The sequence below is a fragment of the Vibrio sp. TAP-3B genome (assembly GCF_057784735.1).
In genome coordinates, this window is sequence record NZ_CM173495.1 from 413352 (window position 1) to 426858 (window position 13507).

The following is a 13507-nucleotide window of genomic DNA, read 5'->3' on the forward strand; positions in this document are numbered from 1 at the left end:
TTGATGGCAAGTAAATTCCAAAGCCGTTTAGTCGGTACCATCATTCTAGTCGCAGTCGGAGTGATTGTTCTCCCAGATGTGCTAGATGGTCAGAAACTGCACTATAAAGAAGAGTTTGCCAGCATACCTATCAAGCCTGAGCTTGATAGTGATGTGGAAAACTTCGAAATATTAGAGCCCGTGGAAGATGATATTGCGTTACCGAACTCCCCTGTTGAAGCCGTAGTGCAAGGGTCGAAAGACACCCAGCTCGCTGTTTCTAAGCCAGAGTTAACGGAGCCTTCGCAACCAGAAGCTACTAAACAATCAGAAAAAGTAGAGGTAGCAACGCGCCCCGTTGAAGAAAAAAATCAATACGCAGATTCTGCGTGGATTATTCAGTTGATGGCGCTCAAAAACCACGAAAACGCTGTCGCGCTTGTCGCCGATTTGCAAAAGCGTGGTTACCAAGCTCACATGAAGCAAGAAAACGAGTTTACAAGAGTGATTGTTGGTCCTGATGTGTCAAAAAGTAAACTTGAACGACAGGTCAAGGAATTACAAAAAATCACAGGTTCAAAAGGTCAGTTGCTTAAATTTAAGCCATTAAATCCATAAGAAAACGTTTGCGTCAGCATTTTTTCTGTTAAAATGCGCGCCAACTTAAGATGAAGAAAGCATGAATTGGATAGATTTTATCATTTTAGGTGTGATCGGACTTTCAGCTCTGATCAGTTTAGTTCGCGGTTTTGTTAAAGAAGCCTTGTCTTTGGTTATTTGGTTTGGAGCATTTTTTATCTCCAGTAATTATTATGCCAAATTAGCGGTGTACTTCACCAACATCGAAGACGACATGTTTCGAAACGGAGCGGCAATAGCGGCCTTATTCGTCGCAACCTTGGTAGTTGGTGCAGTGGTGAATTACGTCATTGGTCAACTGGTACAAAAAACAGGGCTGTCAGGTACTGACCGACTTCTTGGGATGGTATTTGGTGGTTTACGTGGGGTGTTAATCGTTTCTGCGGTGCTGTTTTTTATGGATGCGTTTACGGCATTCCCAAGCTCGGATTGGTGGAATGCATCACAGTTGCTTCCTGAGTTTCAACGTGTGATTGCGCCATTTTTCGAGCATTTACAAGCAACATCGAGTTTTCTGTCTGGCACTATCTAGTAGTGCCAGCTACTGTCGCAAATCGAGGATTAGGACATGTGTGGTATTGTTGGAATTGTGGGCACAACGCCTGTAAACCAGTCTATTTATGACGCGTTAACGGTGTTACAGCATCGTGGCCAAGATGCCGCTGGTATTTGTACCATAGAAAGCAATCGTTTTCGTCTGCGTAAGGCGAATGGTTTAGTTACCGATGTGTTTGAAGCAAGACACATGCAGCGCTTACAAGGGGAGGTCGGGATCGGCCACGTTCGTTACCCAACCGCAGGCAGTTCGAGCTCGTCAGAAGCACAGCCTTTCTACGTAAACTCTCCTTTCGGTATTACTCTTGCCCACAATGGTAATTTAACCAACGCACATGAAGTTCGGCAAAAGCTGTTCGAGAAAGATCGCCGTCACATCAACACCACTTCAGATTCAGAAGTCCTACTCAACGTCCTTGCTCACGAAATTGATTCGGTAAAAGGAAACGTCACCACAGAAGATGTATTCCGAGCTGTCACCAATGTGCATCGTACCATTCGTGGTGCTTACGCTGTGACAGCAATGATTATCGGCCACGGCATGATCGCTTTTCGCGACCCAAACGGTATTCGTCCATTATGTCTGGGCAAGCGCGAAGTGGATGGTAAAGCTGAATACATGGTAGCGTCTGAATCTGTTGCCCTGGATGCAGTTGGTTTTGATTTTGTTCGTGATGTTTCACCTGGTGAAGCTATTTACGCTACCTTCGATGGTGAGTTATTCACGAAACAATGTGCGGACAACCCTAAGCTCAACCCATGCATTTTCGAATTCGTTTATTTTGCTCGCCCTGACTCATTCATTGATAAGATTTCGGTTTATAGCGCACGTGTAGAGATGGGTAAGAAATTGGGCGAACGTATCCGTGAAGATTTCTCAGAGCTTGATATTGATGTGGTCATTCCAATCCCAGAAACATCTTGTGATATCGCACTGCAGATTGCTCAAGCGATCAATAAACCCTATCGCCAAGGCTTCGTGAAAAACCGTTATGTAGGTCGGACATTTATTATGCCGGGTCAGCAACAGCGTAAGAAGTCCGTACGTCGAAAGTTGAATGCGATTCGCTCTGAGTTCAAAGGTAAAAATGTACTGTTGGTTGATGACTCCATCGTCCGTGGTACAACATCAGAACAGATTATCGAGATGGCGCGTGACTCGGGCGCGAACAAAGTATTTATGGTTTCTGCTGCGCCAGAAGTGCGTTTCCCGAATGTGTATGGAATCGACATGCCAAGTGCAACAGAACTGATCGCACATGGCCGAGACAATGACACTATTTGTAAACAGATTGGCGCGGATGCGCTGATTTACCAACGTTTAGAAGATTTGGTTGAAGCGGTTGGTTTTGGTAACCAAGACATTAACCAGTTCGATACATCGGTTTTCAATGGTGAGTACGTGACAGGTGATATCGATCAGAAGTATCTAGACTTTTTAGATGGTATTCGCAACGATGACGCGAAGACACAGCTAGAAATCCAACAAGATCTTGCAAACCTAGAATTACATAACGAAGGCGCTTAATTTTATCGTGATAAAATGAGAGAGCAGCTCGGTTCGGGTACCTGACGAAGCTCAATGATAGATTCATTGTCAGCAGTCGAGGTGTGATTGTTCACACCTCTTCGTCTATCGGCTTACATTTGGGTTTTCGTGGGTCGGGATATATTCTGCGCTCATACCAAGGCCACTTCTTTTTGTTCTTGCGGCGCTCTTCGCCAAAGCGCCTTTCTTCTTGATAATGACCCTCCACCAATACAGTATTGGTAATGATCGGTATTCTCACTTTCTCATTCATATCCATATGAACCATAAAGAGGCCGTTATTAAAAATTATGATTCAACTTGGATATAACGACAAACCGCTAGCCACGTTTTATTTGTACAGGTATTTATCTATTTGATAGTGATACATTTATCGGCGAAAGTTTTTCAGGTACATTCAGGTTTAGTGGTGTCAGCATCAGATACATAACCGTTCTTGACGGCTGTTACTTTATTGGCTGCATTGTTCGATTCTAGATATCTGCTCGTGATCACAATCTGAGATTAGTGTTTATCGGGCTATAATTGCTCTCTACTCGGAGAAATCTTACGGCTGCCGATGAGGGCACATAAGAAATATAAGTTGAATAATCAGTAGAATACGATCTCTTATGGCATGCTTATATTTCTTAAACCTTTTCTTTGCCGACGTAATGAATGTTAATGATTTGTGGTAAAAATGGGGCTTTAGTTTTCAACTCGGTGGAATAAAACAAGAGCAAGATCTCTTTTTACGGTTTTCAATAAAAAAACCAGCCGATTCTCTTGAAAAAGTCGCTATTGTCCCCATTCTAGATATGCTAGCGCTGTTTGAATCCCATTTTTTAATAAAAAATAGGACAGTATTCGAGAATTTAGCGCAGACAATGCCCACATAGTGGCTACTGGCTCGACAGAGTAGCGACAGATCGCTAGAATGTCGCGTCTAAAAATTCTGTCCTGAGGCTAATAGGAGGCACCTTTGGTAGTTTCGCCGAAGATATCACTGATTAGTCAGGTGCTGATAAACGGCATCGATGCTCGATTCTAAATTAGGTGTTCGGACAGAACACTACACAAGGATGAAGCGTGTACTCCGCAGAGTACCGCTCATACGCTCGGAAAACCGAGCCACTTTAGAGGTTTATAAATAATGCAAGTTACTGTTGAAACGCTAGAGGGCCTAGAACGCCGTCTAAACATTACTGTTCCAGCTGCAAACATCGAAGACGCTGTAACAGCTGAACTACGCAATATCGCTAAAAACCGTCGTTTCGATGGTTTCCGTAAGGGTAAAGTGCCTCTAAAAATGGTTGCTAAGATGTACGGCAAAGCTGTACGTCAAGACGTGTTAGGTGAGGTTATGCAACGTCACTTCATCGAAGCGATCGTGAAAGAGAAGGTTAACCCTGCTGGCGCTCCTACTTTTGCTCCTGTAGAAAACAAAGAAGGTGCAGACCTAGTTTTTACTGCAACTTTTGAAGTTTACCCAGAAGTCGAACTAAAAGGCTTAGAAAACATCACTGTTGAAAAGCCAAAAACAGAAGTGAAAGATGCGGACGTAGAAGAGATGATTGACACTCTACGTAAACAACAAGCAAATTGGGTTGAAGTTGACGAAGCTGCTGAAGACGGCAAGCGCGTAAGCATTGACTTTGTTGGTTCTATTGACGGTGAAGAGTTCGAAGGCGGTAAAGCTGAGAACTTCCCACTAGAAATGGGTGCTGGACGTATGATCCCAGGTTTCGAAGACGGTATCGCAGGCAAAACGGCTGGTATGGAATTCGACATCGACGTGACTTTCCCAGAAGACTACCATGCTGAAAACCTAAAAGGTAAAGTAGCTAAGTTCTCAATCAAAGTAAACAAAGTTGAAGCTCGTGAACTACCTGAACTAAATGACGAATTCGTTGCTAAGTTTGGCGTAGCCGAAGGCGGTGTTGAAGCGCTTAAAGCTGAAGTTCGCAAGAACATGGAGCGCGAACTGAAGCAAGCGGTTAAAAACCGCATCAAAGAGCAAGCTATCGACGGTCTCGTTGAGCAAAACGACATCAACGTACCAACAGCACTTATTGAGCAAGAAATCCAAGTTCTACGTCAACAAGCGGCTCAACGCTTCGGTGGTAACCCAGAAGCAGCGGCACAACTGCCACGTGAACTGTTCGAAGAACAAGCTAAGCGTCGCGTAGTAGTTGGTCTTCTGCTAGGTGAAGTAATCAAATCTGAAGAGCTAAAAGCGGACGACGAGAAAGTTAAAGCGCTAATCGAAGATATGGCTACTGCATACGAAGACCCATCAGAAGTTGTTGCTTACTATGAGCAAAACGAAGAAATGATGAACAATATGCGCAACGTTGCTCTAGAAGAACAAGCAATCGACGCGATCATCGCTAAAGCACAGGTTTCTGAGAAAGAAGTAGGCTTTAACGAGCTTCTTAATCAGCAACAACCTGCTGCTTAATAAGCAATATCTAGCGTAGGAGGTTGACTTAACGTTAACTATTCTGCTAACAATGGTCCGTATGATAGGCATCATCCGGGCCATTTATTTTAGGGACATAAGAATATGAGCTACCAAGAAAAAAATGCAATGTCGCCAATTATGGACGCGTTAGTGCCAATGGTGGTTGAACAAACTTCCCGAGGCGAACGCTCTTACGACATCTACTCACGTCTGCTTAAAGAACGCGTGATTTTTTTAACGGGTCCAGTGGAAGACCACATGGCAAACCTTGTCGTGGCTCAGCTGCTTTTCCTAGAATCTGAAAATCCAGATAAAGATATTTTCCTATACATCAACTCTCCGGGCGGCAGCGTGACTGCGGGTATGTCTATCTACGACACCATGCAGTTTATTAAGCCAAATGTAAGCACTGTATGTATGGGGCAAGCATGCTCTATGGGGGCCTTCCTGCTAGCAGGTGGTGCGCCAGGTAAGCGTTACGTACTGCCAAACTCTCGTGTGATGATCCACCAACCACTGGGTGGTTTCCAGGGTCAAGCTTCTGATATCCAAATCCATGCCCAGGAAATTCTGAGCATTAAACAGAAGTTAAACATGCTGTTAGCAGAACATACAGGCCAACCTCTTGAGGTGATTGAGCGCGACACCGATCGCGACAACTTCATGGCATCAGAGCAGGCTGTGGAATACGGTATTGTGGATGCAGTGTTAAGCCACCGCGGCGAGTAATTAGCCAGCGCATTTTGGCTAAATTTGATATACACTGATTCATGAAGAGTAAAGGCTAAGAGGTTAGCGAATGACAGATAAAAGCAAAGAAAGTGGCAGCGGTAAATTGCTGTACTGCTCTTTCTGCGGCAAGAGTCAGCACGAAGTTCGCAAGCTAATTGCAGGTCCTTCAGTATACATTTGCGACGAGTGTGTCGACTTATGTAACGATATTATTCGCGAAGAAATCAAGGATGTTCTCCCTAAGAAAGAGTCTGAAGCGTTACCAACGCCTAAACAGATCCGTGAGCACCTTGACGAATATGTGATAGGGCAAGATTACGCGAAAAAAGTGCTCGCAGTTGCGGTATATAACCACTACAAGCGTTTACGTAATGGTGATACAACGAGTGAAGGTGTGGAGCTTGGTAAAAGTAACATTCTTCTTATTGGTCCAACAGGTAGCGGTAAAACGCTGCTTGCTGAGACATTAGCTCGATTCTTGGATGTGCCATTTACAATGGCAGACGCGACAACACTGACCGAAGCGGGTTATGTGGGTGAAGACGTTGAAAATATCATCCAAAAGCTTCTGCAAAAATGTGATTACGATGTTGCTAAAGCTGAGCGCGGCATTGTATACATTGATGAAATTGACAAAATTTCTCGTAAAGCTGAGAACCCATCGATTACGCGTGACGTGTCGGGAGAAGGTGTTCAGCAAGCGCTATTGAAACTTATCGAAGGTACGGTTGCTTCAGTACCACCTCAAGGTGGTCGTAAGCATCCTCAACAAGAATTCCTCCAAGTGGACACGTCTAAGATTTTGTTCATCTGCGGTGGTGCTTTTGCTGGCCTAGATAAAGTGATTGAACAGCGTGTGGCGACAGGTACTGGTATTGGTTTTGGTGCTGAAGTTCGTTCTAAGAATGAATCGAAGACAGTAGGCGAGCTATTTTCTCAGGTTGAGCCTGAGGATCTGGTCAAATACGGCCTAATCCCAGAATTTATTGGTCGTCTACCAGTGACAACAACGTTAACTGAGCTTGATGAAGAAGCGTTAATTCAGATCCTATGTGAGCCGAAGAACGCATTAACTAAGCAATATGCAGCATTGTTTGAACTTGAAAACGCAGAACTAGAATTCCGTGAAGATGCGCTTCGCGCTATTGCGAAAAAAGCAATGGAGCGTAAAACAGGCGCTCGTGGCTTACGTTCAATTCTTGAAGGTGTGCTTCTTGAAACCATGTACGAATTACCATCTGAAACAGATGTTAGTAAAGTCGTGATTGATGAATCAGTCATTAATGGTGAGTCAGAGCCATTGCTTATTTATAGCAATGCCGATAATCAGGCCGCTGGCGCAGAATAAATATAGCCATAAATAAAAAGGAGGTAAGTAATTACCTCCTTTTTTTATTTCTCTTATTGAATCCAAATAATTAGCCCCCATATACTGCCTAAGTAATACGTTAAACGTGAAAGCGGAAGAGAGAATTTTATGAACTTGGAACGTTCCGAGCGTATCGAGATCCCGGTATTACCTCTACGTGACGTAGTGGTCTACCCGCACATGGTTATTCCATTGTTTGTTGGTCGTGAGAAATCGATTAGCTGTCTAGAAACGGCGATGGAAACCAACAAACAAGTTCTGCTTGTGGCACAAAAGCAAGCAGATACTGACGAGCCTACGGTTGACGACCTATTTGAAGTGGGTACGGTGGCCACCATTCTCCAGCTTCTGAAGCTCCCTGATGGTACAGTAAAAGTACTGGTTGAAGGTCAGCAACGAGCAAGAATTGATCACTTTAAAGAAAGCGACTTCTTCTTAGCGGAAGCTGAATTCGTTGTGACACCAGAATTGGAAGAGCGTGAGCAAGAAGTGATTGTTCGCAGTGCGATCAATCAATTTGAAGGCTTTATTAAGCTAAACAAAAAGATCCCACCAGAAGTTCTCACATCACTGAATGGCATTGATGAAGCCGCGCGTCTAGCGGATACCATCGCAGCGCACATGCCTCTCAAATTAGTAGATAAACAACAAGTACTTGAAATCGTTGAAGTGACTGAGCGTCTGGAATTTCTGATGGGCCAGATGGAATCAGAGATTGATCTTCTACAAGTCGAAAAACGCATTCGTGGTCGCGTTAAAAAACAAATGGAAAAATCTCAGCGAGAGTACTATCTGAATGAGCAAATGAAAGCGATTCAGAAAGAGCTCGGTGAGATGGAAGACGCGCCAGACGAGTTTGAAGCGCTACAAGAAAAAATCGACGCATCGAAAATGCCTCAAGAGGCGCGCGAGAAGACAGAGCAAGAGCTACAAAAGCTCAAGATGATGTCTCCAATGTCTGCCGAGGCAACGGTTGTACGTAGCTACATTGATTGGATGGTCAGCGTACCATGGGCTAAACGTTCTAAAGTTAAGAAGAATCTTGCGAAAGCAGAAGAAATTCTGAACGAAGATCATTATGGTTTAGACCGTGTCAAAGAACGAATTCTCGAATACTTGGCAGTGCAAAACCGTATCAATAAATTAAAAGGTCCGATCCTTTGTCTGGTTGGTCCTCCTGGCGTGGGTAAAACCTCTTTAGGTCGTTCAATTGCATCGGCGACGGGTCGTAAGTATGTTCGTATGGCTCTGGGTGGTGTACGTGACGAAGCAGAAATTCGCGGTCACCGTCGTACTTATATTGGCTCATTGCCAGGTAAGTTGATTCAGAAAATGTCGAAAGTGGGGGTGAGAAACCCACTGTTCTTGCTGGACGAAATCGATAAAATGTCCTCAGATATGCGTGGCGATCCGGCATCAGCATTACTAGAAGTGTTAGATCCTGAACAGAACAACTCGTTCAACGACCACTATTTAGAAGTGGATTATGACTTGTCCGACGTTATGTTTGTGGCAACTTCTAACTCGATGAACATCCCAGGACCATTGCTAGATCGTATGGAGGTGATCCGTCTATCTGGTTATACAGAAGATGAGAAACTGAACATTGCGAAACGTCACCTTGTTGAAAAACAGGTGAAACGTAACGGTCTGAAACCAAATGAGATCGTTATTGAAGATTCAGCGATTGTTGGCATCATTCGTTACTACACGCGTGAAGCGGGTGTTCGTAACCTAGAGCGTGAGATTTCTAAGATCTGTCGTAAAGCAGTGAAGAATATCTTACTGGATAGCGATCTTAAGTCGGTAACGGTTACGATGGATAATCTGAAAGAGTATTTAGGTGTTCAGCGTTTCGATTACGGCAAAGCAGAAGAAAGTAACCGCATTGGTCAAGTGACAGGTTTAGCTTGGACTGAAGTGGGTGGTGACCTGTTAACGATCGAAACACAGTCTATGCCAGGTAAAGGTAAGCTGACACAAACGGGTTCTCTTGGTGACGTAATGCAGGAGTCTATCCAAGCTGCGATGACGGTGGTTCGCTCTCGTGCAGAAAAGCTGGGTATCAACGCTGACTTCTACGAGAAGCGAGATATCCACGTGCATGTGCCTGAAGGCGCGACACCAAAAGATGGTCCAAGTGCTGGTACTGCTATGTGTACGGCATTGGTATCGAGCTTGACGGGTAACCCTGTTAAAGCTGAAGTGGCGATGACCGGTGAGATCACTTTACGTGGTGAAGTTCTACCTATTGGTGGTCTAAAAGAGAAGTTACTTGCGGCACATCGTGGCGGTATTAAGACGGTATTGATCCCAAAAGATAACGAACGTGATTTGGAAGAGATTCCTGATAACGTGATCACTGATCTGGAAGTTATTCCGGTACGTTGGATTGATGAAGTACTGAAAGTTGCACTCGAGCGAGACCCGACGGGCGTTGAGTTTGAAGCTGAAAAATAGTGATATGCAGCAAAAATAAGTAAAAGTTTACGCTGATAAGTCTAAAAAGGCTTGTCAGCGTTTTTTTTGGGCGCTAAGTTAGTTTCGATAGCTGTCAGCCCTTGATGAGTAAGGGGTGAGGCATGTTTTCTTAATTATGGAACGAAAGTCATCAAAAAAATAATCACAGATGACACAAGGGGAAATTACAGTGAATAAAACTCAGTTAGTCGAACAAATTGCAGAAAATGCAGACATTTCTAAAGCGTCAGCGGGTCGTGCTCTAGATGCACTCATCGAAGCAGTAAGTGGCACGCTTCAGTCTGGTGAGCAAGTTGCTCTGGTTGGTTTCGGTACATTCAGTGTTCGTACTCGCGCTGCACGTACTGGTCGTAACCCAAAAACGGGTGAAGAAATCCAAATCGCAGAAGCCAAAGTACCTTCTTTTAAGGCTGGTAAAGCACTAAAAGACGCTTGTAACTAATTAGAGCGTGACTTCGGCAATCGGCTCTTTGCTTAACTTTTTGCTCAAGCAGCAAGTTTCGAACAAAAATTTACAAACTTCGAGCCGAACTTTTTTAAATTATGCGCATCATACTGATGCGCATTTCTTTTTCTGTTATTATTGCGCCATTATTTCTATTAGATAGAAGCAGTAGCTTCAGTTGTGGAGAGCAGTTAAATTATGATGGATCGACTACGCGAGGGCGTGAATAGCATCGCGGTCAAAATAATCCTTGGACTTATCATCCTGTCGTTCGTATTTGCAGGTGTAGGTAGCTACATCGTTGGTGGTAACAACAATTCTGCAGCGAAAGTCGGCAATACCGAGATTCCTCGAGGTGAGTTCGAGATGGCTTACCAAAACGAGCGTAATCGCATGCAAACTCAATTGGGTGACTACTTCTCTCAAATGCTAGCTGACCCTGCATACGTTGAATCGTTTCGCAAGTCAGTGCTCGACAGAATGATTAATGATGTTTTGCTTGACCAACAAGCCGAAGCATTAGGTCTGCGAATTAGCGATACTCAAGTGCGCAGTATGATTCTGGAAATGCCTCAATTTCAATCTAACGGTCAATTCGACCAAGATATCTACCAAGCATCTCTGCGTCGTGCAGGCTTCTCTCCAGACACTTTCGCTGAGTATATGCGTCGTGAATTGGTGCGCGAGCAACTGCTTAATGCATTGCAGACAAGTGAGTTTACATTACCAGGTGAAGTACAGGCAGAAGGTAAGTTGTTTACTCAAACTCGTGATATTCGCACTGTCACTATCGACCTTGCTGAGTTTGCAAAAAATATTGAGTTGACTGAAGAAGAAATTCAAGAGTACTACCAAACGAACCCAGATAACTTTACTCGTCCAGAGCAGGTTAAAGTTGCGTATATCGAGCTTTCTGCAGAAGCACTGAAAAAGCAGGTTACAGTATCTGACGAAGACGTTAGAAAGTATTACGACGAGAACCTAGATAAATATTCTTCTGAAGAGCAACGTCGCGTGGCGCATATTCTTGTTGAAGGTGATGACGAAGCGAAAGCACAAGCCGTACTTGACGCACTCAATGCCGGCGCAAATTTTGCGACACTTGCTCAAGAAAAATCTGATGACTTTGGAAGTGCTGAAAACGGCGGTGACCTAGGTTGGATTGAGCGTGATGTGATGGACCCTTCCTTTGAAGATGCAGCATTTGCGCTTAAGAACCCAGGCGATATCTCTGGACTAGTGAAGTCAGATTTTGGTTACCATATTATCAAGCTTGAAGAGCTAAAAAATTCTGTGGCGAAGCCGTTTTCTGAAGTATCTGCTGAAATCAAGCAAGAGATGGCCGACCAACAAGCAGTTGACCAGTTCTATGAGTTACAAAACGAACTTGAACGCGTAGCGTTTGAATATCCTGACTCTCTGTACGATGCGTCTCAAGCGGTTAATCAGGAGGTGAAGACGACTGACTTTATCTCTCAAATTGATGCACCGGAAGTGCTTCGTACCCCTGCTGTCATGCAAGCAATCTTAAGCCCTGAAGTGAAAGAGGATGGTCTGAACTCTGAAGCGATTGAAATCGCACCAGAGCACATCATTGTCGTTCGCGTTGAAGATATGCGTGACGAAACCATTCTTCCGCTTGAAAAAGTGAAAGATCAGGTGGTTGCAGAACTATCTCGTGTTAAAGCAGAGCAAGATGCACTGGAACTTGGAACAAAAGTTGTAGCGGCATTGAAAAAAGGCAATACAGAAGTACTGGCTGAAAACAACCTAGCGTTTGGTGAGCAAGAAACTGTGGATCGCCGTGATCCGTTGGCAACAACGGTGTTCGCGATGGCTAAACCAGTTGATGGTAAGCCAGTTTATGGTCAGTCTAAAGATCTTGAAGGCAACATTGTTATCATCGAGCTTGATGCTGTCAGTACTGAGTTAGATAGCGAACTAGAAGAACAGGTGGCAATGCAAATGCAACGCGCCTCTTCTCAGCAAGACCTCTCTTCTGTACTAGCCGTACTCCGCGCCAATACTGATATTGAGTACTTTATTGTGAGCAACTAAACACTAATGATGTAATTTGTATGTTAACCAAAACGGGCCGCATAAGCGGCCCGTTTTATTTTTGTCTCTATCAACTTCAATCTTCAACATGCATTGCTTAAATTAATGCGCGTTTAAGTTATATCAGTTGTGGTAAACACTTGATCTTCTAGATTATTAAAATACCGATAGCGACGTTAAAAATTTTTGGCTGTAGAAGTCATGGCTTATCAAGATTTTTGCCTTGTTCTCAAGTATTTTCCTACGCTATTTCTGATCAATTATTTACTGTGGCCGAGTATTAGCCCACTACCTTTTGGAGATTGTATGTTCAATATGAAATGGATTTTGACGTTGTGCTTGTGTGTATTTGCACCATTTAGCTTTGCAGCAGACTCTGTTACTGACAAGTATGAAGGAATTGAAATTACGGTAAATATCAATACCGCTTCGGTAGAAGAGATTGCGACCATGCTGAAAGGCATTGGTGAAAAGAAAGCGCAAAGCATTGTTGAGTATCGTGCTGAGCACGGACCTTTTAAGACCGCCGCTGATTTGACGAGCGTAAAAGGTATCGGTGAAGTGACAGTAAAGAAAAACGAAGACCGTATTTTACTGTAGACGAAGGAATATTTTTGAGCTGGCGTAAGCTGGGATTGAAGCCATTTTTGTCTCATTGTTTCCCGAACCGACTCTCTTACGTGGTTCGGGATTTTGTCTAATCTATCCAAATAGACGACGGTGAAAGCTTTTTTCTAGTAGCGCCATTCCGAGTCCTCCAACGGCCCCAAATAGATGTGCCTCGATTGCAACACGAGCACCAATCATTTCAACAGTACTGGCAGAAGGGCCATAGAGTTGCTCCCATACAATTTTAGCGATGAGGCCAGCAACTAATAGTGCACTGCTTCTTCTGCTTTCAAATACCTCCCTTAGTGCCCAAAAACCGAATAATCCGTGTAGCACTCCGGATAAGCCAACATATACCGACATATTCGTAAATAAGTTCATCGTGCCAACAAACGTACAAATTAGCGAGAAGACGGTCAGGAAGTTACGGGTACTTGGGCGAAAAATAAAGCTAATCACCCATAACCCAGTCAAGTTCATGGCTAAATGTGCAAAGTTGGTATGTGTGAGGTTTCCTGTTACGATTCGCCACCATTCGCCATGACGTATATTGTAAGCGTGCCATTCGGTTAGGCTTGCCATTGGTTCGAATTGAAGTATTAAACAGATAATGCTGATGATGCTCAGCAATGTATAAAGGTTCACTCT

12 protein-coding genes are annotated in these 13507 nt (G+C 43.9%); 10 read left to right on the top strand and 2 right to left on the bottom strand.

Going from position 1 to position 13507, the window contains the following annotated elements; all coding sequences use genetic code 11:
- Positions 1 to 3: 3 nt before the first annotated feature.
- The 3 genes from AC3D28_RS02045 to purF all read left to right on the top strand — a co-directional run bounded on the left by AC3D28_RS02045 (position 4) and on the right by purF (position 2701).
- Positions 4 to 597 (top strand): SPOR domain-containing protein, encoded by a 594-nt coding sequence (locus tag AC3D28_RS02045; RefSeq protein ID WP_488535373.1) that lies wholly within the window; start codon positions 4 to 6, stop codon positions 595 to 597.
- A gap of 61 nt (positions 598 to 658) precedes the next feature.
- Positions 659 to 1150, top strand: coding sequence for a CvpA family protein (locus AC3D28_RS02050; RefSeq protein WP_098416100.1), 492 nt, complete (start codon positions 659 to 661; stop codon positions 1148 to 1150).
- Positions 1151 to 1186: 36 nt separating this feature from the next.
- Entirely contained in the window at positions 1187 to 2701 is a 1515-nt protein-coding gene (gene purF, locus AC3D28_RS02055; protein ID WP_098416099.1) for an amidophosphoribosyltransferase, read from the top strand.
- Positions 2702 to 2792: 91 nt separating this feature from the next.
- Here purF and AC3D28_RS02060 read toward each other — a convergent pair whose 3' ends face one another.
- Positions 2793 to 2975 (bottom strand): hypothetical protein, encoded by a 183-nt coding sequence (locus AC3D28_RS02060; RefSeq protein WP_098416428.1) that lies wholly within the window; start codon positions 2973 to 2975, stop codon positions 2793 to 2795.
- Positions 2976 to 3854: 879 nt separating this feature from the next.
- On the opposite strand from AC3D28_RS02060, the gene tig reads away from it, so the two are divergent.
- The 7 genes from tig (at position 3855) to AC3D28_RS02095 (ending at position 12850) form a co-directional block, all read left to right on the top strand.
- Positions 3855 to 5162 carry a trigger factor gene (gene tig, locus AC3D28_RS02065; protein ID WP_098416098.1) on the top strand — a complete coding sequence of 436 codons (1308 nt, stop codon included), beginning with the start codon at positions 3855 to 3857 and terminating at the stop codon, positions 5160 to 5162.
- Positions 5163 to 5267: 105 nt separating this feature from the next.
- Positions 5268 to 5894, top strand: a complete 627-nt coding sequence (gene clpP / locus AC3D28_RS02070; RefSeq protein WP_098416097.1) for an ATP-dependent Clp endopeptidase proteolytic subunit ClpP — start codon at positions 5268 to 5270, stop codon at positions 5892 to 5894.
- Positions 5895 to 5964: 70 nt separating this feature from the next.
- Positions 5965 to 7245 (top strand): ATP-dependent protease ATP-binding subunit ClpX, encoded by a 1281-nt coding sequence (gene clpX, locus AC3D28_RS02075; protein WP_488535374.1) that lies wholly within the window; start codon positions 5965 to 5967, stop codon positions 7243 to 7245.
- 129 nt (positions 7246 to 7374) lie between these two features.
- Positions 7375 to 9726, top strand: coding sequence for an endopeptidase La (gene lon / locus AC3D28_RS02080; RefSeq protein ID WP_488535375.1), 2352 nt, complete (start codon positions 7375 to 7377; stop codon positions 9724 to 9726).
- A gap of 190 nt (positions 9727 to 9916) precedes the next feature.
- Entirely contained in the window at positions 9917 to 10189 is a 273-nt protein-coding gene (locus AC3D28_RS02085; RefSeq protein ID WP_098416427.1) for an HU family DNA-binding protein, read from the top strand.
- 201 nt (positions 10190 to 10390) lie between these two features.
- Complete coding sequence (ppiD, locus tag AC3D28_RS02090; protein ID WP_488535376.1) at positions 10391 to 12250, top strand: peptidylprolyl isomerase; 1860 nt, start codon at positions 10391 to 10393, stop codon at positions 12248 to 12250.
- A gap of 315 nt (positions 12251 to 12565) precedes the next feature.
- On the top strand, positions 12566 to 12850 hold the full coding sequence (locus tag AC3D28_RS02095; protein WP_488536035.1) for a ComEA family DNA-binding protein: 285 nt from the start codon (positions 12566 to 12568) through the stop codon (positions 12848 to 12850).
- Positions 12851 to 12952: 102 nt separating this feature from the next.
- Here AC3D28_RS02095 and rrtA read toward each other — a convergent pair whose 3' ends face one another.
- On the bottom strand, positions 12953 to 13504 hold the full coding sequence (gene rrtA, locus AC3D28_RS02100; RefSeq protein WP_488535377.1) for a rhombosortase: 552 nt from the start codon (positions 13502 to 13504) through the stop codon (positions 12953 to 12955).
- Positions 13505 to 13507: the final 3 nt, after the last annotated feature.